This is a genomic window from Aureimonas sp. N4 (assembly GCF_001463925.1).
Classification (GTDB): domain Bacteria; phylum Pseudomonadota; class Alphaproteobacteria; order Rhizobiales; family Rhizobiaceae; genus Aureimonas; species Aureimonas ureilytica_A.
The window spans coordinates 30,288-56,483 of record NZ_BBWS01000054.1; the positions used below are offsets into that span (position 1 = coordinate 30,288).

Here is a 26,196-nt window from a genome sequence, read left to right on the forward strand (position 1 = left end):
GCCTGTCCCTCGAACCTGGGTTCGCCGGACGAGCTCCAGGCTTTTGTTTCTCCGCCTTGTCCCGGCGCGAACGCCGATCCGGCTTTCGCGGGACAGGCTCTAGCCCGTTAGACGGGTTTCCTCCGCACAGTGCGCGGCGGGTGGCAGGCCCATCACGCGCCGCGTGGTTTCGTAGATGCGCTGGATATGCACGTCGAAGGCGCGCACGGTCGCCTCGCGGTTCCGCCCCTCCAGTGCGCGCAGGATTTCGGTATGGTCGGCATGGCTGCGCGCGATGGCGCCCGGCTCCGACACCGCGCGATGGCGCTGCTGCATCATGTAGCCGAACAGGTCGCCCACGAACTCCGCCAGCACAGGATTGGCGCAGCGGCGGTAGATCGCCATGTGAAACTCCCGGTCCAGAACCAGGAAGCGCACCGGGTCCTCCAGCGCGCTTGACTGCATCGCCAGAGACTGGCGCAGACCGCGCAGCGTTTCCTCGTCCATCCGCTCCGCGGCGTCGCCCACCACGATCCGCTCGTTGACGAGCCGCGCCGCGTGCACGTCGCCCAGCTCGTAGGCGTTGATGAGCCGCGCCTCCCGCGCGCGCCGGAATTCCGGCCCCACCTCGTCCGAGCGAACCCGCGTGCGGGCGCCGTGCAGCACGGCGAGCAACCCCTTACCCGCCAGGATCTGCACCCCCCCGCGCACCGACTCGCGGCTCACCTGCAGCGCGGCCGCCAAGTCCCGCTCGCTCGGCAGGTCGTCGCCGACCTGCAGGACGCCGGACGCGATCAGCATGGCGATCTTCTCGGCCACCACATCCCGAACGTTCCGGCGCACGATCGCCTCGCGCAGCTCGGGAGCGTTTTCCAGGATGAATTCGGACAGCGGCATAGGATCTCGCCTCCTGACCACTGGCTCGACCAGCGGACCAGTGGAACTTTTCAGGCGATTTTCCGTCTGTCAACCGGCCCGTTGTGTTGCGCTGCAATGTTGCGCGCCGGTTTCGGCCGGTAATTCGTAATCAATACTATAAAACACACGCCTATAGAGGTGGATGGAAAAAACGTTGTGGAATCAAACTGTGGCGTACGATCGTGCTCCGACATCTATTCGAGCTGAAACATCGAAATTCCAATATTGCGAGCGCGAAACGCCGTTTTCAGTCGCGGCTCAGAAGTGAAGACTCATCCGTATTGCACTCGCGCTCCGAAGCCTTTGGCTTCACGCGCCGACCCTCGTCTTACCCGCTTGGATGGCGGGGGACGATGGCTTCGCGACGAAACGCGGCAACGCGTCGAAAAAGTTGTTTGACATATTTCGAGGATATCGCCAGCGTGAGCGGCGTAATGTTCGATATAGGCTAGGTGCGGGACGCTCGGCCTCAGGGTTTGGTGAAACTTGGCGTCGCCATCGAAAAATTTGTCAGTCTTCTTGAGGGATCGCATTCTCACCGGCGCGCTGCGCGCGGGCGAGAAACTGCCGACGGAAGCCGAACTGGCCGAGAGCTTCCAACTCAGCCGCCCGTCCGTTCGCGAGGCGATCGCCGTCCTGCGCGCGGAAGACCTCGTGGTGTCGCGCCGCGGCTCGGGCAGTTTCGTGTCGGCCACGCCCCGTTTCGAGATACGCCTACCGCTCCCCACCGCGTCATTGGAGGATGTGACGCGAATGATCGAACTGCGCCGCGCGATCGAGAGCGAGGCCACACGCCTGGCCGCCGCGCGCCGCACGTCGGCGCAGCTCGAGGCCCTGCGCGAGGCCGAGCGCGCCCTGCTGCTCGCCGAAGCGGAAGGGCGTGACGGCGTTTGCGAAGACCTGCTCTTTCACCGCATCATCGCCGAGGCCACCGGCAATGACTATCTCCTCGACGTTCACCTCGCCTGCCAACAGGTGCTCACGCAAGCGATGCGCGCGACCCGCGCCAACGAGCGACGGCGAGCCGCCTTCGTCGCGGAAGTCCATGCGGAGCACGCGCGCATCCTCCTGGCCATCGAGGCCGGGGAGGGTGCTTGGGCCGCGGATGCCATGGCGACGCATCTTCTGGGAGCCGAGCGCCGGCTGCGCGCGGCGCGGGCCGAGACGGCCGATGGCTGACGCCAACCACCGATCCCGCCGCCGTCGGAACCTGTTTCGGAAGTCCCCGGTGGCGGATCGGCGAGGATCGGCAACGATGGCGGCGACCGAAAGACCCGTCGAGCCGACCCGGTGGACGTCCGAAACAGTCTCCAAGAAGGAACCCAGGCTTTGAACGCTCCCGATAGGCTCATCCGCGCTGGTGTCATCGGTCTCGGCTCCATGGGGCTCGGCATGGCGGCGTCGCTCGTACGCGCCGGGATCGAGACCTCTGGCTACGATCCCAATCCCGCGGCGCTGCGGGCCTTCGCCGAAAAAGGCGGTCATGCGGCCGCCTCGCCCGCCGAAGCGGGCGCTGAGGCCGACATCCTCTTCTGCGTGGTGGTCAACGCCGCGCAGGCGGAAGCCGCGCTCCTGGGGGAGGGCGGCGCGGTGACCGCGATGAAGCCGGGTTCGGTGGTGGTGCAATGCGCCACCTGCGCGCCCGACAGCGTGCGGGCGCTCAGCCGTCCGATCCTCGAGGCCGGTCTCCACTTCATCGATGGGCCGATTTCGGGCGGCGCGCTGAAGGCGGCGGCGGGCGAGATCACGGTGATGGCCTCGGGCGCGCTGGACGCCCTCGCCAAGGCGCGGCCTGCCTTGGACGCGGTGGCGGGGCGCGTCTTCGACCTCGGGCCGGAGATCGGCGCGGGCTCCCAGGTCAAGCTGGTGAACCAGCTTCTCGCCGGCGTTCATATCGCGGCCGCCGCCGAGGCCATGGCCTATGGCATTTCGGGCGGCTGCGACCCGAAGGCCTTGTTCGAGGTCATCACGGCGAGCGCCGGCAATTCTTGGATGTTCGAGAACCGCGTGCCCCACATCCTCGACGACGACTACGCGCCGCGCTCGGCCGTGGACATCTTCGTCAAGGATCTCGGCCTCGTGCACGGCAGCGCCCACACGCGCAAGTTCCCGCTGCCGCTGACCGCGCAGGCCTTGCAGATGTTCACCCAGGCCTCCGCCATGGGGCTCGGCCGCGAGGACGACGCGGCGGTGATCAAAATTTTCCCCGGCGTCGACCTGCCCACCCGCGCCGCGAAGGATCAGGGCTGAATGGTCGCCGCGCGTCTTGGCTGCATCGCCGACGATTTCACCGGCGCGAGCGATCTCGCCAGCCAGCTCGTTTCAGTCGGAATGCGCGTCGTGCAGACGATCGGCGTGCCGGGCAGCCCGCTCGAGACCGAGTGCGACGCGGTGGTCGTGTCGCTGAAATCGCGCACGTTCGCGCCCGATGAGGCCGTCCGCCATTCGCTCCGGGCGCTGGAATGGCTGCGCGGCGCGGGCTGCGAGCGCTTCTTCTTCAAATATTGCTCGACCTTCGATTCCACGCCCGACGGCAATATCGGCCCCGTCGCCGACGCGCTTCTGGATGCGCTGGGCGAGGACTTCACGCTCGCCGTCCCGTCCCTGCCGGCCAACCGGCGCACCGTCTACAACGGCTATCTCTTCGCGGGCGATGTGCTCCTGAACGAAAGCGGTATGCAGGACCATCCGCTGACGCCGATGCGCGACGCCTTTCTGCCGCGCGTGCTCCAGCCGCAGACGCACCGGCCCGTCGGCCTCGTCAGCTATCATGCGCTGGCCGGAGGCGCGGCGGGCGTGCGCCGGCGGATCGCCGAATTGCGGGCGAAGGGCGTCGGCATCGCCGTCTGCGATACGCTGGATCACCGGGATCTCGTGTCCATCGCGGAAGGCTCCGCCGATCTGAGGCTTCTCACCGGCGGGTCCGGCCTCGGCCTCACCCTGCCGGCAACCTTCGCCGGCTTCGCACCGCGCGGCGATGCGGCGCGGCTCCACCCCGTGGGCGGCCGCGCCTTGGTGCTGGCTGGCAGTTGCTCGCGCGCCACCCTGGCGCAGATCGAACACGCCAAGGCGCGCATCCCGGCCAAATCCGTCGATGTGGACGCGCTGTTCACGGAGTTCGACGCGCATGTGGACGAGCTTGTCGCCTTCGCAGCATTGAACGCGGGCGAAGCCCCCGTGCTGATCCACGCCGGCATGGCGCCCGAGCGTCTTCGCGAGGTCCAGACGCGCTACGGCACGGCGGCATCGGGCGAAAGGGTCGAGCGCGCACTGGCGACGGTCGCGCGGCGGCTGGTGCGCGAGGGCGGCGTGCGTCGCGTCCTGGTCGCGGGCGGCGAGACATCGGGCGCCGTGGTCGAGGCTCTCGGCGTGACGGGCCTGCGCATCGGGCCTTCGATCGATCCCGGCGTCCCCTGGACGCAGAGCGTCGGCACGCCGGAGCCGCTGGCGCTGGCCCTGAAATCCGGCAATTTCGGCGGAGAGGACATCATGACCCGCGCCTTCGAGCTACTGCCATGACGCTTTCCTCCGACGAAGCGCGCCTGCGCGACGAGATGGTGCGGACCGGCGCGGGGTTCCGCGCGCTGGGTCTGGCGCCCGGCACGTCGGGCAATCTCAGCGTCCGTCTGGAGGACGGCTGGCTGATGACGCCGACCAATGCGGGGCTCGGCGACCTCGAGCCCGAGCGCATCTCCAAGCTCGACTGGGACGGGAACCTCCTGTCCGGCGATCCGCCCACCAAGGAGTCGGTGCTGCACCGCGCCTTCTACGAGAACCGGCCCGGCACCGGGGCGGTGGTGCATCTCCATGCCCCGCACGCCGTGGCTCTCTCCTGCCTCGACGGGCTCGACACGGAAAGCTGCATTCCGCCGATCACCCCCTATTTCGTGATGCGCGTCGGTCGCCTGCCGCTCCTGCCCTACTTCCGGCCCGGCGACCCCGCGATGGGCGAGGCGGTGGCGCGAGTCGCCAAGGACCGGGGGAGCGTGCTTCTCGCCAATCACGGCCCGGTGGTCTCCGGCCCCACGCTCTCGGCCGCGCGCGCCGCGATGGAGGAACTGGAGGAGACCGCGCGCATCGCGCTCCTTCTGCACGGCCGCCCGATCCGCGTGCTCGGAGAGCACGAAATCCAGCCGTTACGCGAGACGTTCGGCGCCGTCTGGTAGCGCCTGATCTCCTCCCTCAAGGACGCCGCCATGCCGCGCTTTGCCGCAAATCTCACCATGATGTTCAACGAGGTGCCGTTCCTCGAGCGTTTCGAGGAGGCCGCTTCGGCGGGCTTTGCCGGGGTGGAGTTCCTGTTCCCCTACGAGTGGGAGGCCGGGGCCATCGCCGACCGGTTGCGGCGGTACGGCCTGACCCAGGCGCTCTTCAACATGCCGCCGGGCGACTGGGCGGCGGGGGAACGGGGCCTCGCCTGCCTGCCGGGACGCGAGGCCGAGTTCGCCGCCGGCGTCGAGACCGCGCTCGCCTATGCCAGGGTGCTCGGCTGCGAGCGGCTGCACGCCATGGCCGGGCTTCTGCCGGCGGGGATGGAGCGCGAGCGGGCCCTCGACCTCTACCGGCGCAACATCGCCTCCGCCGCCCGGCGCCTCGCCGACGAGGGGATCACCCTTCTGATCGAGCCGATCAACACGCGCGACATGCCGGGCTATCTCTTGAACCACCAGCGGGAGGGCCATGAGATCGTCGGCGAGATCGGCCTGCCCAACCTCAAGGTTCAGATGGACTTCTACCACGCGCAGATCATGGACGGGGACGTCTGGCGTCTGTTCGAAACCTACCGCTCGGCCGTGGGCCACATTCAGATCGCCTCGGTGCCGGAGCGCCACGAGCCGGACCGGGGCGAACTCAATTACCCTTGGCTTTTCGGCCAGCTCGACGAGGCGGGCTATGACGGCTGGGTCGGCTGCGAGTACCGGCCGCGCGGGACCACGCAGGGCGGGCTCGGCTGGTTCTCGGCGCTCACCGGGATGCAAACGGAATAGGTGCGAGAACGGCCGACACCCGATCGGAGGCTGTTATCGAGCCTGGACCCGTCGCTCCGGCAGCATCCCATGAAGCGAGCCGGCATGGGGGCGGAAGGCGTGATAAACCGCCGCGCTCGCATGGATCGCGACGAGGGCTCCGGCCCCATAAGCCAGCCACACGTGAATGTTCGACCAGAACGCCTCGGCCGCGTCGGACACGTCCATCGGCAAGTTCGGCACCAGAACGAGATCGAAGGCGAAGCTCGGGATTTGAAGTGGCGAAGTCGAGGCGATCGCCCAACCTGTCAACGGCACGGCAAGCGTCAGAAGAAGCAACACGGCATGGGCCGTGCGGGCGAGCGTCGCCCCGGCGCGGTGCGGCCCCGCCGCATCCCTCGGCTTCGGATTGGCGAAGGACCAGAGAGCACGGATCGCGGCCAAGCTCAGCACGAGGAAGCCCATCGACTTGTGCCACTGGTAGAGCTGGAACTGAAGCGCCGGCTGGTCGGCCGTCGCCTGCGTCAGGAAGCCCAGCGGGATCTGCGCGACGAAGGCGAGGGCGATGGCCCAGTGCAGCACCCGGCTGACCGCCCCATAGCGTGCGGGCGTGTTGCGCCACCTCATGTCGGCCCCCCCCTCAGATCAGCTCGCCATAGGCGAGCTTGGCGATGGTCTGGAGACGCTCGCGCGGCAGGCCGCCGACCAGAACGCAGCGCACGTTCTCATCGCGCCAGGAGATCGCCTCGAGCCCGTCCAGCTTCGCATAGCGGAAGGCCGACTCCCCGCTCTCTTCGGTCGGCAGGACATAGAGCGTCAGGCGCTGACCGCCTGTGTCCTCGTACATGATCTGCGCCGCCGGCTCCCCGCCCGCGCCCGGCAGCAGCCGACCGCCGATGAGAGAAAGCCCCAGCGGTCGAAGGTCGGGGATGGACAGCTTCCGGTCGAGCCGCTTCGACAGCCAGGTCTGAAGATGGGCGCTGTCTTCGGCCTTCACTTCGACCGGATGCAGAACCTCGCTGGAATAAAGATCATGCGCCTCGATCGCCTGCGCCACCAAGGGCTCGCCCGCCGCGCCCTCGGGGGCGAGGAGGGCATGGCCGAACCAGCCGCTGCCCGCGCCCAGTGCGAGGAGCGCCAAGGCGGCGGCCAGCTGGCGCCAGGAGCCGGCGGCCCGGTCGCGGCGCGCACGCACCATGAGAGCCGGTCGCAGACGATCGGGCACAGGCTCGCGCGCGGCGGAGCTATAAAGGGCTTCCAGCCGGCGGTTCTGCATCCGCCAGTCCTCCACCAGCGCGGCGGCGGCCGGATCGGCGGCCAGGCGGCGTTCGACGCGCGCGCGCCCCGCCGCGTCCAGCTCCCCGTCCACATAGGCGAGCAGCTCGCTTTCGCTCATGTCCCGCGTTTCGCCGCTCATTTGATCGCCTTCAAGATGGGTCTGCCGTTCTCGCTCGTCATCTGCCGCAGGGTCGCGCGCGCCCGGCCGAGCCGTGACATCAGGGTTCCCAAGGGAATATCGAGGATCGCCGCGGCTTCCGCGTAGCCCAGCCCCTCGACGGCCACGAGCAGCAACGCCTCGCGCTGCTCGCCCGGCAGGCGCTCCATCGCGCGCGCCGTCTCCGCCAGCGCCGCCCGCTCGAAAGCCGAGCCCGGCGCGGGCAGGATGTCGGCCAGCTCGTCCACCGGCGTGGTGGCGGGTCGGCGCCGGCGATCCCGCAGCGCGTTGCGATGGAGATTCAGGAGAATGCGGAAGAGCCAGGGGCGGATCGGGCCGATCGGCCGCCACAGGGAGCGTTTGGCGATGGCCCGCTCCAGGCAGTCCTGAACGAGATCGTCGGCCCCGTCCGGGTCATGGGTCAGGGCGCGCGCGTAGCGGCGCAGGGCCGGCACGCAGTCCGCGATATCGTTCAGGACGTCGCCCATGCCGATCAGTCCTTGGCGACGTGCCAGACGCCGCCGACGCCATCGCCCGTGACGTCGCCCGGCTTCTTGTCGTTCTGCCAGAGATAGAGCGGCATGCCTTCATGCGCCCATTGCAGCGCGCCGTCGCGGCGCTTGGCGAGCGTCAGTTCGCCCTCTTCCTTCGCGCCCTTGGCGGCAAGGAGCGGGGGCCATTTCTTCGCGCAGTCGTCGTAGCAAGCCGAAACGCCGTTCTGGTCCTTGTCGAACGTATAGAGCGTCATGCCCTTGGCGTCGGCGAGAACCTCGCCCTTGGCGGTCTGCACCTCTTTAATAGCGCCGCCGGCCATGTCTTCGGCCTGCGCGGCGGGGGAGGCGAGCACGAAGAGCGCGCCGGCCAGCATCAGGAATGGCTTGGTCATCGATCATATCCTTGAACGGAGGAGACACGGACGAGCCGCCCGCCAACAGAAGAACACCCCGCAGCCGGGTTTCATCCCGCCACGCGCGCTTTTTTTGCCGACTGGCGAAAGCGCCCTCAGCGCACGCCCTCCAGCTGCATGTCGAAGCTCACGACATTGGAATAGATCGGCGTGCCGACGCCCATGCCATAGGGCGTGCGGAAGACGTCGCCGGTCACGTGGAAGGCCAGCCGGTCCGCGCCTTCCTCGGCGAGCGTCGCCTGGAATGTCTCGTTGCGCGACTGGCCCCGCGCGGTCAGCACGCCCTCGATGGTCGCGCTTTTGGGGCCGGTCGGAATGACGCGCGTGGAGCGGAAGGTGATATCGGGATGCGCTTCGGCGTCGAACACCGCGCCCGAGCGCAGGAAGGCGTCGATCCGCGCCTGGCCGGTCGTGACGCTGGCCGGGCGCAGTTCGACCTCGACCGTCGAGCGCGAGAGATCGCGGCGGTCGATGCTGAAGCGGCCGGACACGGCCGGAATGGTGCCCGAAATCCCGCCGCCGCCGACCTGCCCCACATGAAAGCCGATATGCGAGGCCGGGTCGATCCGGAAGCGCCCGCCGGTGGGCGCGGGCGCGGCCGCCAGCGCGGGCGCGACGATGGCCAGAGCCAGAAGTGTGGCAAGGCGAGGAGAAAGGCCGATCATGATGTGAGATCCCTCGAAGTGAACGGCGCGTGGCGTCCGATACAGGGTCAACACCCGTGGGAGCGCTTTAATCCCATCCTTCGGCTGGAATCGCAGGATCCACAGGGCGCTCCGGTTCGCGCTCCGACCCGAGAGCCCGTCAGCGCGGAACGGCGGTCGAGGCGGATGGGGTCGGTTCGGGGGCCTCGCCGCGCGGCGGCAAGGCGCAGGCAGCCGTCGCCGCCGTTCGCGACTCAGCCTCAAACCAGGCGATAGCCGATGCCCGGTTCGGTCAGGATCAGGCGGGGCGTGGCGGGGTCGTCTTCCAGCTTCTGCCGGATCTGCCCGACATAGACCCTGAGATATTGCGCATTTCCGTCCGTGGCCGGTCCCCAGACCTCGCGCAGAAGATGGGAATGGGTGACGACCTTGCCGGCCTGGCGCAGAAGCACCACCAGAACCTCGAACTCGCGCCGCGTGAGCTTGACCTCGCGGCCTGCCTTGCGCACGACATGCGCCGCCAGATCGACCTCGACATCGCCCGCCACGAGCATCGTGTCGTCCCGCGAGGGCCGGGCATGGCGCAGGGCGGCCCGCAGGCGCGCCATCAGCTCGCCGACGCCGAAGGGTTTCTCGACATAATCGTCGGCTCCCAGATCGAGCGCGCGCACCTTTTCGGACTCGCGGTCGCGGGCCGACAGGATGACGATGGGCACCTGCGAGGTCCGGCGCAGGCGCTGGATCACCTCCTTGCCGTCGAGATCGGGCAGGCCGAGATCGAGAACGATGGCGTCGGGGCGGATTTCCGGCGCGAGCGTCAGCGCCTCAGTCCCGGTCATCGCCTGAACCACCCGGTAGCCCTCGGCCATCAAGGCGGGTTTCAGAAAGCGATGAATGGCGCGTTCGTCATCCACGACGAGAATGGTCGGCTGGGTCATGCCTTTGCCTCGGGCTGAGAGGGCAATCGTATCAGAAAGCGCGCGCCCTGCGGCCCGGCCACGCCGGGAGGCAACAGTTCCACCGTGCCGCCATGGGCTTCCACGATGCCGCGCGTGATCGCAAGGCCAAGGCCCGCGCTGTCGCCGCCATCGGCCGCCGAGCTGCGGTGCCGCGTGAACTTCTCGAAGACATGGGCACGCAGCGGCTCGGGAATGCCCGGCCCGTCATCGGCGATCTCGATGGTCACGCCATCGGCCTCCTTCATGGCGCCGAGCCGGATCGAGGCCTCCGCGCCCGCATGTTTGACCGCATTGCCGATCACGTTGCCCACGGCCTGATCGAGAAGCGTGCTGTCGGCAAAGGCGAGGAGCGGCTCGCCGGGCAGATCGAGGGCGAAGCGCTGGGTCGCGCCGCGCCGGATCGCCTGATCCACCAGCCGGTTCAGCATCTCGCCGATATCCACCCAGTCCCGCGCGATCTCCAGCGCGCCGGCTTCAAGCCGCGTCATCGACAGGAGATTGCGCACCATCTGGTCGAGATGGCGCGCTTCGTCGCGCACCTGCGCCAGAAGATCGTCGCGCGCGGCCTCGTCCAGACGCTCGCGATATTCGATCAGCGTCGTCGCCGAGCCGAGAATGGAGGCGAGCGGCGTTCGAAAATCGTGGCTGATCGAGGCCAGCAAGATGTTGCGGACGCGCTCCGTCTCGGCGGCCGTGCGCGCGCTGCGCACCTCGGTCGAGAGGGTCGCGCGTTGCAGGGCGACGGCGGTCTGCTCGCCCAGCGCCGACAGGAGCGCGCGGGATTCGGCGTCCAGCGGATCGGCCTGGGGCGGGCGCTCGATCCCGAGCACGCCGATCCGGCTTTCCTGAACGGCGAGGGGAAGAAACGTCCAGCCGCTGGAAGGCAGGGTCTGAGTGCCCGCGCCCGCCGTCTCGCCATGCTCGTGCGCCCAGCGCGCGGCGGTGCGGGCGGGCACGTCCAGACGGTCGTCCGGCGGCCAGGCGGATGCAATGGCCAGATCCGCCCCCTCGGGCCGCAGGATCGTCACCGCCCGGCCGATCGCGGCGTGGATTTCGCTGGCCGCGGCATCCGCCACGGCATCCGCGTCGGGCAGGCCCGAGAGCGTGCGGGTGAACTCGTAGAGCCGGCGCGCGGCGCGGGTGCGCCGGGCGGAGGCGTGCATCTGCTCGCGCGCCTGACCCGCCACGGCCGAGATGGTGACGGCGATGATCAGGAAGATCGCGAGCGCCAGAAGCTCGTGCGGCCGGGCGATGGTGAAGGTGAAGGTCGGCTCGATGAAAAAGAAATTATAGGCCGCGAAGGACAGGAACGAGGCGAGGATCGCGGGCCAGACGCCATAGAGCAGCGCCGGCGCGAGCACGGCCAGGAGATAGAGCATGGAGATATTGGGCAGCGACACGAAGCGCACCAGCTCGGAGCCGACCGCCGAGGCGATGCCGACGCTGGCGAGCGCCGCGACATAGCCGGTCCAGCGACCGGGCTCGGGCCAGCGCCAGGGGCGCGCGGGCGCGGGATCGCTTTCGGTGAGCACCAGAACCGAGACGCCGCTCGCGCGCCGCACGATCGCGTCCGCCAGCGTCCCTTCCGAGAACGGCAGCTTCAGGCGGCGGGGCCGGGCCTTGCCGACCACGATCCGCGTCACGTTCTCGAAGCGCGAGAAGCGCAGGATTTCCGCCGGCAGGTCGTTGGCGACGAGGCTGTGCGTTTCGGCCCCGAGGCTCTTGGCCAGTTGCAGCGCCGCGTCGAGGCGGGAGGCCGCCCCGGCGTCGGGCGTCACGCCCGGCCGCTCCACCGTGACGGCGAACCAGGGCGCGTCCAGAAGCTCGGCCACGCGCTTCCCCTCGCGCACCAGCCGCTCGGCCTGCGCGTCCGGCCCGATGCAGACGAGCAGCCGCTCGCCCGCCGCCCAGGGCCCTTCGATCGCCCCGCCCTGCATCCGTTCCACCAGATCGGAATCGACCTGCGCCGCGACCTGCCGCAGCGCCAGTTCGCGCAGCGCGGTGAGGTTGGAGGGCTTGAAGAAATTCTGCGTGGCGCGGGTCGCCGTGTCCTCGATATAGACCTTGCCCTCCGCCAGCCGGCGGATCAGCTCGTCGGAGGGCAGGTCCACCAGCACGATCTCGTCGGCGAGTTCCAGCGTGGTGTCGGGCACGGTCTCGCGCACGCGCACGCCCGTGATGCGCTGAACCACGTCGTTGAGGCTCTCGACATGCTGGACGTTCATCGTGGTCCAGACGTCGATCCCCGCGCGCAGGCATTCGGCCACATCCTGCCAGCGCTTGGCGTGGCGCGAGCCCTCGACATTGGAATGAGCGTATTCGTCGACGAGCAGCAGCGAGGGGCGTCGCGCGAGCGCGGCGTCGAGATCGAATTCCGGCACGAGCCGCCCTTTGTAGGGCACGAGGCGGCGCGGCAGGAGATCGTGCCCCGCCACCATGGCTTCCGTCTCGGCGCGGCCATGGGTTTCCACGATGCCGACCAGCACCTCGCGCCCGCCGGCCTTTGCGGCGCGCGCGGCCTGGAGCATGGCATAGGTCTTGCCGACGCCCGGCGCCGCGCCCAGAAACAGGCGCAGCTTGCCCCGCCCCTCGCGCTCGGCCTGGCCGAGCAGGGCATCGGGAGAAGCGCGCGGCGCATCGTCCGACATCATGGCGTGTCTCCGTCTGGGTCGTGAGAGGCATGGCCGATTGCCGGTTCAACTTAGAGCGCCTAACAAAAATCTCGCGGGGTCGGCTGGTCAGGCCTTTCCGCCATGGCCTTCGTCGCGAATGCTCGCCGATGCCACCGGCATCGACTGCGCTTCGCTTCTCGTCCATAACGAAAATCCCTCGACCATCCTCCGCCCGGAGATTTTGTTAGGCGCTCTTAAAGAGGCGCCCTGCCGGACGCCTCCTGATTTCCAGAGATGACGCCCGCCGATCAGCCCTTGGGCGCCAGCGCGTCCAATGCGAGATTGACCGCCAGCACATTGACGCGCGGCTCGCCCAGAAAGCCGAAGGTGCGCCCCGTCGTGTTCTGCGCGATCACGCGGCGGATCTCGGCCTCGGGCAGGGTGCGCGCCCCCGCGATGCGGGCCACCTGAAGCTCGGCATAGGCGGGCGAGACGTCGGGATCGAGGCCGCTGCCCGACGTCGTGATCGCGTCGGCGGGCAGGGTGCTCGCGCCGGTGGCGGCGCGCATTGCCTCGCCGTCGGTCTTCAGGCGGTCGGCGAGCTTGGCGCTGGTCGGCCCGAGATTGCTGCCCGACGACGAGGACGCGTCATAGCCTTGGCCTGTTCCGGCCGCGGAGGGGCGCGGCTGGAGATAGCGGGCTTGCGTAAAGCTCTGGCCGATGAGCGAGGAGCCGACCGCCTGTCCGTCCCGCATCACGACGCTGCCATGGGCCTGGGCGGGAAAGACAGCGCCGGCGATCGACGTCATGGTGAGCGGATAGAGGAGGCCGAGCAGGAGGGTGAAGCTTCCCAGAAGCGTCACGGCCGGGCGGAGTTGCGAAAGCATGGTTGAATCTCCTTCTGATCTCAGGCGAGGCCGAGGGCCGCGACGGCCATGTCGATGAGCTTGATGCCGACGAAGGGCACGAGGATTCCCCCCAGGCCGTAGATCGCGAGGTTGCGGCGCAGGACGCTGGCCGCATCCATCGCCCGGTAGGGCACGCCGCGCAGCGCCAGCGGGATCAGCGCCACGATCACCAGCGCGTTGAAGATCACCGCCGAGAGGATCGCGCTTTCGGGCGTCGCCAGATTCATGACGTTGAGCACGCCGAGTTCGGGGATCGCGGCGATGAAGAGCGCGGGAATGATAGCGAAATATTTCGCCACATCATTGGCGATGGAGAAGGTGGTGAGCGAGCCGCGCGTCATCAGAAGCTGCTTGCCGATGCCGACGATCTCGATGAGCTTGGTCGGATCGCTGTCGAGATCCACCATGTTGCCCGCCTCGCGCGCGGCCTGCGTGCCCGTCTGCATGGCGACGCCGACATCGGCTTGGGCGAGGGCCGGCGCGTCGTTGGTGCCGTCGCCGCACATGGCGACCAGACGGCCCTGCCGCTGCTCGTTTCTGATGTAGTTCAGCTTGTCCTGGGGCGTGGCTTCCGCGATGAAATCATCGACGCCGGCCTCGCCCGCGATGGCGGCGGCCGTCACCGGATTGTCGCCCGTCACCATGACGGTGCGAATGCCCATGCGGCGCAGCTCGGCGAAACGCTCCTTGATGTCGGGCTTCACCACGTCCTTGAGATGGATCACGCCGATGAAGCGGCCGTTTTCGGCGAGACCCAGCGGCGTGCCGCCGGACTTGGCGATACGCTCCACCGCCTGACGGAACGCCTCCGGCTCCGCGACTTCGCGCCCCGCCGTTTCGCGCACGAAGCGCCTGATGGCGTCCACCGCGCCCTTGCGGATGACCCGCGTGCCGAGATCGACGCCCGACAGGCGCGTCGAGGCCGAGAAGGGGATGAACTCGGCTCCTTCGGGCTGCGCCTCGGGAATGGCGACGCGATAGCTCTCACGCGCCAGAACCAGAATGGAGCGCCCTTCGGCCGTCTCGTCCGCCAGCGAGGCCAGAACCGCGATCTCGGCGGCTTCGGTCTCCGAAACGCCCTGCACCGCGACGAATTCCGAGGCCATGCGATTGCCGAAGGTGATGGTGCCCGTCTTGTCGAGAAGCAGCGTGTCGACATCGCCCGCCGCCTCCACCGCCTTGCCGGACATGGCCAGCACATTGTGGCGGATCAGGCGGTCCATACCGGCGATGCCGATGGCCGACAGGAGGCCGCCGATCGTAGTCGGGATCAGCGTGACCAGAAGCGCCACCAGGATCGGCACGGAGACGGCCGCGCCGGAATAGGCCGACAGGCCCGTCAGCGTCACCACCGCGATCAGGAAGATCAGCGTCATGCCGACCAGAAGGATGGTGAGCGCCAGCTCGTTCGGCGTCTTCTGCCGCTCGGCCCCTTCCACCAGCGCGATCATCCGGTCGAGAAAGGACGAGCCGGGCGCGGCGGTGATGCGCACCACCAGCCAGTCAGAGACGACCGTGGTGCCGCCGGTGACGGCCGAGCGGTCGCCGCCCGCCTCGCGGATCACGGGGGCGGACTCGCCCGTCACGGCCGCTTCGTTCACCGACGCGATGCCCTCGACGATCTCGCCGTCGCCCGGCACGAGATCGCCGGTCTCGACCAGCACGAAGTCGCCGACCTTGAGATCCAGCGCCGAGACGGGGGCGAGGTTCGTGCGGTCGGTGCGCGAGGCCATGCGCTTGGCGACCGTGTCTGTGCGGGCGCGGCGCAGACTGTCGGCCTGCGCGCGCCCCCGCCCTTCCGCGATGGCTTCGGCGAAATTGGCGAAGAGAACCGTGAACCAGAGCCAGGCCATGATCTGGCCGGTGAAGGCGAGCGGGTTGCCCGCCACGAGATCGCGCACGAACAGGACCGTCACCACGGCGGCGACGATTTCGGTCACGAAAATCACGGGGTTGCGCAGGAGCGCTGCGGGATTGAGCTTCTTGAAAGCGTCGATCGTGGCCCGGCCGATCAGATCGGGCCGGAAGGTGGAGGTTGCGGCTTTGGCAGCCATGGAACGGATTCCTTGTGGTCGGCCTTTGCGGAACCGACGAAGAATGGATGACGGATCGAAGGGGCGGCCCGGTTCGAACGGGGCCGCCTTGGCCAGTCAGAAGGTCTTGCCTGTCAGAACGTCTTGCCGGCGAGCATCTGCACCTGTTCGGCAATCGGGCCGAGGGCGAGGGCCGGGAAGAACTGGAGCCCGCCGAGGATCAGGATGATGCCGGCCAGAAGCCCGACGAAGAGCGGCCCATGGGTCGGGAACGTGCCGCTTGAGGGGGCGAGCTTGGGCTTGGCCGCGAGCGAGCCGGCAATCGCCAGCACCGGCACGATATAGGCGAAGCGGCCGAGCAGCATGGTGAGGCCCAGCGTCGTGTTCCACCAGGGCGAGTTCGCCGACAGGCCGCCGAAGGCCGAGCCGTTGTTGCCTGCGGCCGACGTATAGGCGTAGTAGATTTCCGACAGGCCATGCGGGCCGGCATTGCCGAGCCCGGCGAGCGCGGCAGGCAGAACGGCGGCCACGGCGGAAAAGCCGAGGATCGCGACGGGCAGGATCAGAATGGCGAGCATCGCCATTTTCATTTCTTTGGCCTCGATCTTCTTGCCGAGATATTCCGGCGTGCGCCCGACCATGAGCCCGGCGATGAAAACCGAGATCACCGCGATCACCAGAATGCCGTAGAGGCCCGAGCCGACGCCGCCCGGCAGAACCTCGCCGAGCATGATGAGGACCATCGGCACCATGCCGCCGATCGGCGTGAAGGAGCCATGCATGGCGTTCACCGCGCCGTCCGACAGGCCCGTGGTGACGGCGGCGAAGAGGCTGGAGGCGGCGATGCCGAAGCGGACTTCCTTGCCCTCCATGTTGCCGCCCGAGGGATCGAGACCGGCCACGGAGAGAACCGGCGTTCCCTTCGCTTCCGCCCAATAGCAGACGGCGGTGGCCGTCACGAGCAGGAGCCCCATCACCGACAGGATCGCGACGGCCTGCCGCCTGTCACCGATCAGCCGGCCGAAGGCGAAGACGAGCGCCACCGAGACCACCAGCATCTGCCAGATGGTGAGCGCGTTGGAGAGCGGCGAGGGGTTCTCGTAAGGGTGGGCCGAATTGGCGTTGTAATAGCCGCCGCCATTGGTGCCGAGCTGCTTGATGGCGAGCTGCGAGGCGACGGGGCCGAGGGCGAGGGTCTGGTCGGCGCCTTCCAGCGTGCGCACCGTGGCGGTGGTTTCAAAGGTCTGCGGCGTTCCCATCGCGACCTGCGCGAGGCCGGTGACGATGGCGAGCGGCAGAAGCACGTAAAGAACGGCCCGCGTCGTATCGACGAAGAAGTTGCCGACCATCGCCGCGCCCGAGCGCGCGAAGGCGCGCACCAGCGCGAGCGCCACCGCGATGCCCATCGCGGCGGACAGGAAGTTCTGCACGGTCAAGCCGGCCATCTGGCTGAAGGGGCTGAGCGTCGTCTCGCCGCCATAGCTCTGCCAGTTGGTGTTGGTGACGAAGGAGACGGCGGTGTTGAAGGCCAGATCCGCCGACATGCCGGGAAAGCCCAGCGGGTTCAGCGGCAGAAAGGCCTGCGCGCGCAGGATAGCGTAGAGCAGCGCGAAGCCGCCCGCGTTGAAAGCCAGCATGGCGAGGCAATAGGCGAGCCAGCCCTGCTCCCTGGCCGGGTCGATGCCGGCGAGGCGATAGAGCCCGTGCTCGACAGGGCGCAGGATGGGCGAGAGAGGCGTGCGTTCGCCCGCAAACACCTTGGACATATAGGTGCCGAGCGGAATCGCGAAGGCGACCACGGCCGCCAGAATGAAGAGGATTTGCAGCCAGCCGATAACGGTCATGGCACCTGCCTTTGAAGGATCGGACGGTTAGAGGCTGTTTGACAACTCGCCGGCGGAGGACCGACGAGGAAATTTTTGTCCCTGTGATCAGCCAAACGCAGTCGATGCCGGTGGCATCGGCGAGGCTTGGCAACGAAACAGGGGCGAAAAGGACCCGCCGGACCGACCCGGTCGGGTTGTCAAACAGACTCTCAAAACCGCTCGGGATGAACCAGAGCGAAGACGAGATAGAGAGCCAGCGCCAGCGCGACCGCGCCGCCCAGAACAAGGTCGAACATCGTCAGGCCTGCCCGGCCCAGCGCGCATAGGCGCTCATCACGGCAAAGAAGCCCAGCCCCACGGCCAGGTAGAGAAGATCGAACATGCGAGCCCTCCTTTCGGGATCGCCGTTCAATTGGACCCGATCGGCATAAAGGCGCCATACGAATTTTCGGGCGCGGACTCGGCCTATCCGTGTCCTATCGATGGGAGATACCGCCGGCTGCGGGAGCCCGCGAGAGGACATGGCGGGCTTGCGATCTCGCGCGGCGTGCCGCCCAACCATAAGTTCGGAGAGCCGTGAAGCGGACCCGGAACGTCTCGGCGGAGCACGCCGCGCTTTCGCAACGGGCGTCCGGTCCATGGTATGGACGTGGTGTCGCGGACAGGGGGAAAAGGGAATGTCGCGCATGAAGGGAATGGTCGTTTGGGGCGCGCTGCTGGCCGGTCTCGCCTCGCCGGCGCGGGCGGACGAGCCGCCTTGCTCGTCGCGCACGGCGGCGGGCCAAACCTGCGCCTGCGACGTGCGCGCGCTGCACCCCCTGCAGGGGGCCATCGGGAGGGACGAGGTCCGGCACAAGGCGGAGAAGATCCGCGACAAGCCGAACAAGGCGCGGCGCGAACTGGAGGACGATCCGATCAAGATCGTCCGTGGCCCTGGTGATGAGTTCTTCATCACCGATCATCACCATGGCGCGGCGGCCATGGCCCTGGCGGGCCAAAACATCGCCTTCTGCTCCCTCGTCCCGCGCCCCGCCTTCACGACGCCCGAGGCCTTCTGGCGGGATCTGGCGCGGGATCATCTCGTCTGGCTGGAGGATCAGGACGGCCGTGCCATTACGCCCGCTGATCTGCCGAAATCGCTGGCCGACATGCCCGACGATCCCTATCGCAGCCTCGCGTGGCGTCTTCGCAAGGAGGGCGGCTATTGCCGCGCCGCGATGCGCCAGAAGGAATTCGCCGAGTTCCTCTGGGCCGACTGGCTGCGCCAGCAACCCTCGCTGCCCATCGACAAGGTGCGCCGCTCATCCAAGGCGATGGTGGATGAGGCCCTCGCTCTCGCGCGCAGTCCGGCCGCCCGCGCCCTGCCGGGCTTTATCGGCGACGAGCCGGAGTCCTTTTCCTGCCCGGATGATTGAGCGCGCCCGACGCGCCAATCGCGACAGGCATCCTCGGCTCAGGAGCCGGCCGCCTTCCGCCTGTCGCCCGATCCGAACAGCTTATGGCGCAGCGTGCCCTCGCCATAGGCGGTCTTGTAGCGGCCGCGCGCCTGCAAGGCCGGTACGACGAAGCGGGTGAAATCGTGCCAGCATTCGGGCGCGACGGTGCGCGTCAGATTGAACCCGTCGATCTCGCCCTCGTCGATCCAGCGGATCATCGCTTCGGCTACACTATCGCCCGAGCCGACCAGCAGGGGATAGCGCCCGCCGAGCTTCAGCCCATCGAGAAGCTGGCGCTTGGTGAGGCCCTTGCGGCGCGCTGCGGCGGCGGTGGATTGGATCGCGTTGGTGGGGCCATAGCTGATCTCGTCGTCCAGCCCATAGACCGAGAAGTCGATGCCGCTGCCGGCGGCGAAATGCGCGAGCCCCGCTTCCGGGCTGGCGTGGCCGACATAATCCTCCAAGAGGTCTTGCGCCTCACCGTCCGTCGCGCCGGTGACCACGCTGAGGCCGACGAAAATTTTGATGTCGTCGGCGCGCCGCCCGGCCGCGACAACAGCCGCGCGCAACTCCCGCGAGGTGCGCCGGGCGGCGTCCGGGTCGGCGGCCGAGATGAAGACGCATTCGGCATGGCGCGCGGCGAAGCGCTGCCCGCGCCCCGAGCTGCCGGCCTGAAACAGAACGGGCGTGCGCTGGGGCGAGGGCTCGCTGAGATGGGTGCCGCGCCCCTGATAATACGGCCCGTCATGCTGGATTTCGTGGATCGCGCCGGGGTCGGCATAAACGCGCCCGGCCTTGTCGCGCCGAACCGCGCCGTCCTCCCAGCTCGTTTCCCAGAGCTTGGTGAGAAAGGCGAGATAGTCGTCGGCGCGGTCGTAGCGCTCGTCATGCTCGGCCATGGCGTCGCGGCCGACGGCGCGCGCCGCGCTGTCGAGATAGCCCGTCACGATGTTCCAGCCGATGCGCCCGTCCGTCAGATGGTCCAGCGTCGAGACGCGCCGCGCGAACGTATAGGGATGCTCCACCGCCGTGTTGACGGTGACACCGAAGCCCAGATGCTGCGTCACCGCCGCCATGGCCGGCACGAGCAGCGTCGGGTCGTTGACGGGAAGCTGGATCGTCTCGCGCGCGGTGAGGTCGATCGAGCCCCCATAGACATCGTAGACGCCGACGATATCGGCGATGAACACGGCATCGAAGAGGCCCGCTTCCAGCGTTCGGGCGAGGTCGGTCCAGTGGGAAAGTTTGGTGTAGTCGGCCGAGCGGTCGCGCGGATGGGTCCAGAGCCCGTGATTGATATGCCCCACGCAGTTCATGGTGAAGGCGTTGAGAAGAATGGGCTTGGCGGCCGTCATGTCGGGCTTTCTCGGATCGCGCCGCGAGGGCGCGGCGGATGATCCGGCCATCCGCCTTGGTTCGTTTCGGGTGGGGAGTCGGCTTCGAAATGCGTCAGCGCTCGCGCAGGCGTCGCACGGCCCGGTCGCCCACAAACTGCACGGCCGAGACGAGGGCGACCAGCACGACGATGACGACGAGCATCAAGGTCGTGTCGAAGCGCTGGTAGCCGTAGCGGATGGCGAGATCGCCGAGCCCCCCGGCCCCGACCGCGCCGGCCATGGCGGAGGCGCCGATCATGGTGACGAGCGTCACCGTGAAACCGCCGACGAGGCCGGGCAGGGCTTCGGGCAGGAGCACATGGCGGATGATGTGACGCCGGCGGCATCCCATCGCCTGCGCCGCCTCGATCAGCCCCGCATCCACCTCGCGCAGCGACACTTCGGCGATCCGCGCGAAAAAGGGCGTCGCCGAGATCGTCAGCGGCACGATCGCCGCCCAGACGCCGATCGTGGTGCCCGTCAGAAACCGCGTCAGCGGCAGAAGCGCCACCAGAAGCACGATGAAGGGCGTCGCGCGGAAACCGTTGACGAGCGCGGACAGGACGCGGTGCGTGAGCGGCGCGGAGACGATGCCGCCCGGCGCGGAGAGAACCAGAAACAGCGCCAGCGGAATGCCGGCCAGAAGCGCGATCGCGGCCGAAATGCCGACCATGGAGATCGTGTCGATCAGCGCCTGCTGAAGGCGGGCGATCATGGCGTCAGACATAGCCGAGAACTTTCGTCTGGAGATCGGGGGTCTGGAGATCGGGAAGGGTGATCGGCTCCCGCTCGCCCTCGTCGCCGAGCGTGGCCGCGACGAGGAGCCGGCCCTGGCTGTGCCCGCCGATCCGATCGAGCGAGGCATTGAGAAGCCGCAGGCCCCCCGGAAAGTGGCGGGCGAGCAGGGCGAGGTCCGGCTCGGCGGTGCCGGCATAGCGCAGCTCGATGAGGGCTTGCGTGGTTTCGCCCCGGCGCGGCGCGGGCCGCAGAGACGCCGCCAGATCGTCCGGCAGCTGGCGCAGGAGCGGCTCCAGAAGCGCCCTCGTCGCGGGATGGCCGGGGTTCCCGAAGACCTGCCAGACGGGGCCGGTCTCGGCGACCTCGCCGCGCTCCAGCACCAGAACGCGGTCGCAGATTTCGCGGATGACGCTCATCTCATGGGTGATCAGGATGATGGTGAGCCCAAGGCGGCGGTTGATGTCCTTGAGCAGCGCCAGAATCTGAAGCGTCGTTTCAGGATCGAGCGCCGAGGTCGCTTCGTCGCAGAGCAGGATTTCGGGACCGGAGACCAGCGCGCGGGCAATGCCGACACGCTGTTTCTGCCCGCCCGACAGGCGCGAGGGGTAGCTCGTCTCCTTGCCCTCCAGCCCGACCAGCGCCAGCACCTCGGCCACCCGCCGGTCGATCTCCGCGCGCCCGACGCCGGCGACCACGAGCGGCAGCGCGACGTTCTCCCGCACGGTCTTGGCGGAGAGAAGATTGAAATGCTGGAACACCATGCCGACGCGGCGGCGGAAGGCGACGAGCGCGTCGGTGCCCAGCGCGGCGATATCCTCGCCATCCACGAGAACGCGGCCCTCGGTCGGCGCTTCCAGCCGGTTGACGAGGCGCAGAAGGCTGGACTTGCCCGCCCCCGAGCGCCCGATGATGCCGAAGATCGATCCTTCGGGAATGTCGACGTCGATCCCGCTCAGCGCCGTCACCTCGCCTGCGGCGGCGCGGTAGGTCTTGCCGATCTTCTCGAAGCGCACCGAGCCGGCCCGGCGGGGCGCAGCAACGCCTTCCCGCAGCTTGCGCGCCGGGCGGGCGGGCGCCTCTCTCGGCTCGGCGGTCAGCGAGCGAGCGAGGGGGAAGAACATGTCCGTCATGTCAGCGGCTCCGAACGAGAGGGGCATCCACGCGCTCTCAAACCTCACTTCTCCCAGGCGATCGTGTAGAGCTTGGGATCGTTGGCGAAGGCCGTGCCGATGGCGGAGCGCACCTTCGGGGAGGTCTGGTAGATCTGGACGAATTTCGCGATGTCGGGATTATCCGCATTGTCCTTGCGGGTGACGAAGCGGATGGCGAACTGCTTGTCGTCGATGCCGGAATAGATGAGGCCGCCCGCCGGATCGAAGGCCTTCGCCGCGACGATGAAATGCGGATAGCCGAGCGCCAGATCGACATCGCCGGTGACGCGCACGAGCTGCGGCCCCTCTACCTCGGTGAAGCTCAGTTTCTTCGGGTTCTCCACGATATCGTCCAGCGTGCCCTGGAAGCCGACGCCGTCCTTCAGCTTGATCAGCCCGGCCTTTTGCAAGAGTAGGAGGCCGCGCCCCTGGTTGACCGGGTCGTTGGCGATGGCCACCGTCCCGTTCTGCGGGATCTCGTCGAAGCTCTTATGCTTCAGGGAATAGAGGCCGATATTGGCGAGCGTCCCGGTGCCGACATCGGCGAACTCGTAGCCCCGCTCCTTCACGGCATTGGCCAGAAACGGCTTGTGCTGGAAATAGTTGAGGTCGATGTCCCCGGCGGCCAGCGCGATATTGGGCGTCGTCCAGTCCGAGAATTCCACCACCTCGACATCGAGACCCTGCGCCTTGGCCTCCTCGGCGGCCGCCGCCACGGAATCGGCATAGGCGCCGGGCGTCACGCCGACCTTCAGCGCCCCCGCATGGGCCAGCGAGGCGAAGGACAGGAGGGTCGTGGCCAGACCGGCGAGAAGCAGTGTCTTCATGGCAAATCCTGGAATCCGAAAGGGCGCGAAAGGCGGGAAGCGGCGCGATCGGCAGGGATCGGCTGCGGGATGCCCGAAGCGTAAAACCTGACAGTCTACAAACAAAGTATATTATTCTGTTTGCGGAATGCGGCGCGGATTCCTTTTTCGAGCTGCGAACTTAGCCGAGCGGCGCAGCCGAACGAGCTGCGGGACTCGCCCCGCTCAACCGATCCCGGCGGTGGATGCGCGCCGCGCCGTTCCGCGTGCGACGAAAAACCGGCTTCTTCTGCGCCGGCCCGCATTCGCTGAAACAAGAGTTTCCTTATCAGTACATAAAAAGAATGGAATAACTGCACTGATGGAGATCGGTTCCCTACCCTTGGGCTCGTCCGGCGCCGCTGCCGCCCGGTCGCCGACGCCAAGGAGAGGGGAATGACCCGCCATATTCGTTTCAACGCTTTCGACATGAACTGCGTGGGCCATCAGTCGCCCGGCCTCTGGGCGCATCCGCGCGACCGATCCTGGACCTACAAGGATCTCGACTATTGGCAGGATGTCGCCCGCATTCTGGAGCGCGGCATTTTCGACGGCATCTTCATCGCCGACGTGATCGGCTATTACGACGTCTACAAGGGCTCGAACTTCCACGCGCTGCATCAGGGCGCGCAGATCCCCGTCAACGATCCGCTGCAACTCGCAGCCCCCATCGCCCTGGCGACCGAGCATCTGGGCATCGGCATCACCGCCTCCACCTCCTTCGAGCACCCCTATACCTTCGCCCGCCGCCTTTCGACCGCCGACCACCACACCAAGGGCCGCGTCGGCTGGAACATCGTCACCTCCTATCTGGAAAGCGGGGCGAAGAATGTCGGCCAGGGCGGGCTGAAGGCGCATGACAACCGCTACGAGATCGCCGCCGAATATGTCGAGGTGCTCTACAAGCTCTTCGAGGGAAGCTGGGAAGAGGGTGCGGTGCTGCGCGACCGCGAGCGGCGCATCTTCGCCGATCCGGCCAAGGTCCACGAGATCGGCCACAAGGGCCAATTCTTCGACGTGCCGGGATACCATCTCTGCGAGCCTTCGCCGCAGCGCACGCCGGTTCTCTATCAGGCGGGCGCATCCGGCCCCGGCAAGAATTTCGCCGCCGCCCATGCCGAATGCGTCTTCGTGGCCGCGCCCACCAAGAGCCTCCTGAAAGCCTATGTCGCTGACATCCGGGCGCGGGCGGCCGCCGCCGGGCGCGATCCGCGCAAGCTCTATATCTACAATCTGACCACCGTGATCGTGGACGAGACGGACGCCAAGGCCGAGGCTCGCTTCGAGGATTACCGCAGCTATTCCTCCTATGACGGCTCGCTGGTGTTCCTGTCCGGCTGGAGCGGCATCGACTTCGGCCAGTATGCGCCGAGCGACCTGATCCGGAAGGTCGAGACCAATGCCATCGTCTCCATGGTGGAGACCTTCGCCGGCAAGGACCGGGCCTGGACCATCGAGGAACTGGCGCGCTGGGGCGGTGTCGGCGGGCTCGGCCCCGTCTTCGTCGGCTCGCCCTCGACACTCGCCGACATCCTGCAGGAATGGCAGGAGGAAACCGATGTCGATGGGTTCAACCTCGCCTATGCGGTGACGCCCGAAACCTTCGAGGGGGTCGTGGACCTGCTCGTTCCCGAGCTTCAGAAGCGCGGCGCCTACCCCACGGCCTATCGCCCCGGCACGCTACGCGAGAAGCTTTTCGGCGACGGGCCGTATCTACCCAAGACCCACCCGGCCGACCTCTATCGCGATATCGAGGCGGTGAAGGCGCGCCAGGCCGCGCACCGGGAGGCGGCGGAATGAGTGGCGCGCCCCTTCTCAGCCTCGACGGGGTGTCCCTGTCGTTTCGCGGCGTCACGGCGCTGAACGCACTGAGCTTCGATGTCGCGCCCGGCGAAATCTGCGCCCTGATCGGCCCGAACGGCGCGGGCAAAAGCTCGCTTCTCAACGTCATCAACGGCGTCTATCGCGCCGATGCCGGCGAAGTGCGCTTTGCCGGCGCGCGCCTGGCGGCCCAGCGCCGGGGGGACGCCGCGCATCTGGGCATCGGTCGCACCTTCCAGCACAACGCCCTGTTCGCTCGCCTGAGCGTGATCGAGAACGTCATGGCGGGTCTCGCGCGCGAGGGGAAGGCGGGCTTTTTCGAGGCGGTTTTTCATCTCGGCCGAGACCGCGAGGAGCGTCGGCGCTTCCGCGAGCGGGCCGAGCGTGTGCTGGCCTTTCTGGGCCTCTCGGGCGAGGCCGACCGCATTGTCTCGACGCTCTCATACGGCACGCAGAAGCGCGTCGATCTCGCCCGCGCGCTCGTGGCCGAGCCCCGGCTGCTGCTTCTGGACGAACCCATGGCCGGCATGAACGCCGAAGAAAAGCAGGCGATGAGCCGCGCCATCGCGGCTGTGAATCGGCAGTTCGGCACCACGATCGTCCTGATCGAGCATGATGTCGGCATCGTGCTCGGCCTCAGCCACCATGTCGTCGTGCTGGATTACGGGCGCAAGGTCGCGGACGGGCGGCCGGACGAGGTGCGCGCCGACCCCGCCGTCATCGCCGCCTATCTCGGCACGGTTCATTGAGGGCGCGGCCATGAGCTTCTTTGTCGAAACCCTGGTCGGCGGCCTGTTCGCCGGTGTCATGTATGCGCTGGTCGCGATCGGCTTCGTGCTGATCTACAAGGCCTCGGGCGTCTTCAACTTCGCGCAAGGGGCGATGCTCCTCTTCGCCGCGCTCACCTTCGTGACGCTGACGGAGCGCGGTGTGCCCTTTGCGCCCGCCTTTGGGCTCACCACCCTCGTCATGGTCTTGATGGCCTGCGTGATCGAGCGGCTAGTGCTGCGTCCCTTGCGCAACCGCGACGCGCTGACCCTCTTCATGGCGACGCTCGGCCTCTCCTTCGTGGTCGAGGGCCTCGCCCAACTCCTGATGGGCACCGACGTCCATATGCTGGATCTCGGCATCGAGGATGTCGGCATTGAGATCGGCGGCATTCTGGTCAGCCAGTTCGACCTCACCGCCGCCGCCATCGCGCTCACGCTCGTCGCCGTGCTGTCCATCGCCTTCAGCCGCACCAGCATGGGTGTCGCGCTGCGGGCCGTGGCGGATGATACGCTGGCCGCGCAGTCCATCGGCATCCGCCTGCCGCTGATCTGGCGCGTGGTGTGGAGCGTCGCGGGCCTCGTCGCCCTCGTCGCCGGGCTTCTCTGGGGCGCGCGGCAGGGCGTTCAATATTCGCTCTCGCTGGTCACGCTGAAGGCCCTGCCGGTGCTGATCATCGGCGGCTTCTCCTCCATTCCCGGCGCGATCCTCGCCGGCCTCCTCGTCGGGGCGGCCGAAGCGCTGGCCGACATCTATCTCGGCCCGCTCGTCGGCGGTGCCGTCTCCCCCTGGTTCGCCTATGTCCTCGCGGTCGCCTTCCTTCTGGTGCGACCGGCCGGACTCTTCGGCGACGAGGCCATCGAAAGGGTCTGA

25 protein-coding genes are annotated in these 26,196 nt (G+C 67.9%); 9 read left to right on the forward strand and 16 right to left on the reverse strand.

What is annotated here, in order from left to right; all coding sequences use genetic code 11:
• Nucleotides 1-99: 99 nt before the first annotated feature.
• Entirely contained in the window at nucleotides 100-876 is a 777-nt protein-coding gene (locus tag AUL28_RS18135; RefSeq protein WP_062235356.1) for a FadR/GntR family transcriptional regulator, read from the reverse strand.
• Nucleotides 877-1,416: 540 nt separating this feature from the next.
• Here AUL28_RS18135 and AUL28_RS18140 point away from each other — a divergent pair.
• The 5 genes from AUL28_RS18140 to otnI all read left to right on the forward strand — a co-directional run bounded on the left by AUL28_RS18140 (nucleotide 1,417) and on the right by otnI (nucleotide 5,885).
• Nucleotides 1,417-2,076, forward strand: coding sequence for a FadR/GntR family transcriptional regulator (locus AUL28_RS18140; RefSeq protein WP_062235359.1), 660 nt, complete (start codon nucleotides 1,417-1,419; stop codon nucleotides 2,074-2,076).
• A gap of 150 nt (nucleotides 2,077-2,226) precedes the next feature.
• The gene (gene ltnD, locus AUL28_RS18145; RefSeq protein WP_280137294.1) at nucleotides 2,227-3,147 is read left to right on the forward strand and encodes an L-threonate dehydrogenase; all 921 of its coding nucleotides are present in this window, start codon (nucleotides 2,227-2,229) and stop codon (nucleotides 3,145-3,147) included.
• On the forward strand, nucleotides 3,148-4,416 hold the full coding sequence (gene otnK / locus AUL28_RS18150) for a 3-oxo-tetronate kinase (protein ID WP_062235363.1): 1,269 nt from the start codon (nucleotides 3,148-3,150) through the stop codon (nucleotides 4,414-4,416).
• Nucleotides 4,413-5,063, forward strand: a complete 651-nt coding sequence (gene otnC, locus AUL28_RS18155; protein WP_062235366.1) for a 3-oxo-tetronate 4-phosphate decarboxylase — start codon at nucleotides 4,413-4,415, stop codon at nucleotides 5,061-5,063. The genes otnK and otnC overlap by 4 nt, the downstream gene beginning before the upstream one ends.
• Nucleotides 5,064-5,093: 30 nt before the next feature.
• The gene (gene otnI, locus AUL28_RS18160) at nucleotides 5,094-5,885 is read left to right on the forward strand and encodes a 2-oxo-tetronate isomerase (RefSeq protein WP_062235369.1); all 792 of its coding nucleotides are present in this window, start codon (nucleotides 5,094-5,096) and stop codon (nucleotides 5,883-5,885) included.
• A gap of 33 nt (nucleotides 5,886-5,918) precedes the next feature.
• Here the strand turns inward: otnI and AUL28_RS18165 are convergent, their stop codons facing one another.
• The 11 genes from AUL28_RS18165 to kdpF all read right to left on the reverse strand — a co-directional run bounded on the left by AUL28_RS18165 (nucleotide 5,919) and on the right by kdpF (nucleotide 17,484).
• Nucleotides 5,919-6,491, reverse strand: a complete 573-nt coding sequence (locus AUL28_RS18165) for a cytochrome b (RefSeq protein ID WP_062235373.1) — start codon at nucleotides 6,489-6,491, stop codon at nucleotides 5,919-5,921.
• A 13-nt stretch (nucleotides 6,492-6,504) separates the two neighbouring features.
• Nucleotides 6,505-7,281 carry an anti-sigma factor family protein gene (locus tag AUL28_RS18170; RefSeq protein WP_062235376.1) on the reverse strand — a complete coding sequence of 259 codons (777 nt, stop codon included), beginning with the start codon at nucleotides 7,279-7,281 and terminating at the stop codon, nucleotides 6,505-6,507.
• Nucleotides 7,278-7,787, reverse strand: coding sequence for a sigma-70 family RNA polymerase sigma factor (locus AUL28_RS18175; protein WP_058601284.1), 510 nt, complete (start codon nucleotides 7,785-7,787; stop codon nucleotides 7,278-7,280). Before AUL28_RS18175 ends, AUL28_RS18170 begins: the two co-directional genes overlap by 4 nt.
• A 5-nt stretch (nucleotides 7,788-7,792) precedes the next feature.
• Entirely contained in the window at nucleotides 7,793-8,185 is a 393-nt protein-coding gene (locus AUL28_RS18180; RefSeq protein WP_058601285.1) for a COG4315 family predicted lipoprotein, read from the reverse strand.
• Between the two features lie 116 nt (nucleotides 8,186-8,301).
• Nucleotides 8,302-8,871, reverse strand: a complete 570-nt coding sequence (locus AUL28_RS18185; RefSeq protein WP_062220799.1) for a YceI family protein — start codon at nucleotides 8,869-8,871, stop codon at nucleotides 8,302-8,304.
• Nucleotides 8,872-9,110: 239 nt separating this feature from the next.
• Complete coding sequence (locus AUL28_RS18190) at nucleotides 9,111-9,788, reverse strand: response regulator (RefSeq protein WP_062235379.1); 678 nt, start codon at nucleotides 9,786-9,788, stop codon at nucleotides 9,111-9,113.
• Nucleotides 9,785-12,460, reverse strand: a complete 2,676-nt coding sequence (locus AUL28_RS18195) for a sensor histidine kinase (protein ID WP_062235382.1) — start codon at nucleotides 12,458-12,460, stop codon at nucleotides 9,785-9,787. Before AUL28_RS18195 ends, AUL28_RS18190 begins: the two co-directional genes overlap by 4 nt.
• A gap of 269 nt (nucleotides 12,461-12,729) precedes the next feature.
• The gene (kdpC, locus tag AUL28_RS18200) at nucleotides 12,730-13,308 is read right to left on the reverse strand and encodes a potassium-transporting ATPase subunit KdpC (protein ID WP_062235385.1); all 579 of its coding nucleotides are present in this window, start codon (nucleotides 13,306-13,308) and stop codon (nucleotides 12,730-12,732) included.
• Between the two features lie 20 nt (nucleotides 13,309-13,328).
• Nucleotides 13,329-15,383, reverse strand: a complete 2,055-nt coding sequence (gene kdpB / locus AUL28_RS18205) for a potassium-transporting ATPase subunit KdpB (protein WP_062235387.1) — start codon at nucleotides 15,381-15,383, stop codon at nucleotides 13,329-13,331.
• A gap of 113 nt (nucleotides 15,384-15,496) precedes the next feature.
• Nucleotides 15,497-17,206 (reverse strand): potassium-transporting ATPase subunit KdpA, encoded by a 1,710-nt coding sequence (gene kdpA / locus AUL28_RS18210; RefSeq protein ID WP_062235390.1) that lies wholly within the window; start codon nucleotides 17,204-17,206, stop codon nucleotides 15,497-15,499.
• Nucleotides 17,207-17,397: 191 nt separating this feature from the next.
• A complete protein-coding gene (kdpF, locus tag AUL28_RS23720) occupies nucleotides 17,398-17,484 on the reverse strand; it encodes a K(+)-transporting ATPase subunit F (protein ID WP_058601292.1) in 87 nt (28 codons plus the stop codon).
• Between the two features lie 381 nt (nucleotides 17,485-17,865).
• Between kdpF and AUL28_RS18220 the strand changes: the two genes are divergently transcribed.
• Nucleotides 17,866-18,603, forward strand: a complete 738-nt coding sequence (locus tag AUL28_RS18220) for a ParB/Srx family N-terminal domain-containing protein (RefSeq protein ID WP_062235393.1) — start codon at nucleotides 17,866-17,868, stop codon at nucleotides 18,601-18,603.
• Between the two features lie 38 nt (nucleotides 18,604-18,641).
• Here AUL28_RS18220 and AUL28_RS18225 read toward each other — a convergent pair whose 3' ends face one another.
• The 4 genes from AUL28_RS18225 to AUL28_RS18240 all read right to left on the reverse strand — a co-directional run bounded on the left by AUL28_RS18225 (nucleotide 18,642) and on the right by AUL28_RS18240 (nucleotide 22,716).
• Nucleotides 18,642-19,979 (reverse strand): LLM class flavin-dependent oxidoreductase, encoded by a 1,338-nt coding sequence (locus AUL28_RS18225; RefSeq protein WP_062235557.1) that lies wholly within the window; start codon nucleotides 19,977-19,979, stop codon nucleotides 18,642-18,644.
• A gap of 94 nt (nucleotides 19,980-20,073) precedes the next feature.
• Nucleotides 20,074-20,727 carry a methionine ABC transporter permease gene (locus tag AUL28_RS18230; RefSeq protein WP_062235397.1) on the reverse strand — a complete coding sequence of 218 codons (654 nt, stop codon included), beginning with the start codon at nucleotides 20,725-20,727 and terminating at the stop codon, nucleotides 20,074-20,076.
• On the reverse strand, nucleotides 20,720-21,859 hold the full coding sequence (locus AUL28_RS18235) for a methionine ABC transporter ATP-binding protein (protein ID WP_082640569.1): 1,140 nt from the start codon (nucleotides 21,857-21,859) through the stop codon (nucleotides 20,720-20,722). Before AUL28_RS18235 ends, AUL28_RS18230 begins: the two co-directional genes overlap by 8 nt.
• A gap of 53 nt (nucleotides 21,860-21,912) precedes the next feature.
• A complete protein-coding gene (locus tag AUL28_RS18240; RefSeq protein WP_062235399.1) occupies nucleotides 21,913-22,716 on the reverse strand; it encodes a MetQ/NlpA family ABC transporter substrate-binding protein in 804 nt (267 codons plus the stop codon).
• A 414-nt stretch (nucleotides 22,717-23,130) separates the two neighbouring features.
• Between AUL28_RS18240 and AUL28_RS18245 the strand changes: the two genes are divergently transcribed.
• The 3 genes from AUL28_RS18245 to AUL28_RS18255 are packed head-to-tail and all read left to right on the forward strand — an operon-like array spanning nucleotide 23,131 to nucleotide 26,196.
• On the forward strand, nucleotides 23,131-24,534 hold the full coding sequence (locus AUL28_RS18245) for an LLM class flavin-dependent oxidoreductase (protein WP_062220776.1): 1,404 nt from the start codon (nucleotides 23,131-23,133) through the stop codon (nucleotides 24,532-24,534).
• Complete coding sequence (locus AUL28_RS18250; protein WP_062235402.1) at nucleotides 24,531-25,304, forward strand: ABC transporter ATP-binding protein; 774 nt, start codon at nucleotides 24,531-24,533, stop codon at nucleotides 25,302-25,304. Before AUL28_RS18245 ends, AUL28_RS18250 begins: the two co-directional genes overlap by 4 nt.
• A 10-nt stretch (nucleotides 25,305-25,314) precedes the next feature.
• The gene (locus AUL28_RS18255; RefSeq protein WP_062235405.1) at nucleotides 25,315-26,196 is read left to right on the forward strand and encodes a branched-chain amino acid ABC transporter permease; all 882 of its coding nucleotides are present in this window, start codon (nucleotides 25,315-25,317) and stop codon (nucleotides 26,194-26,196) included.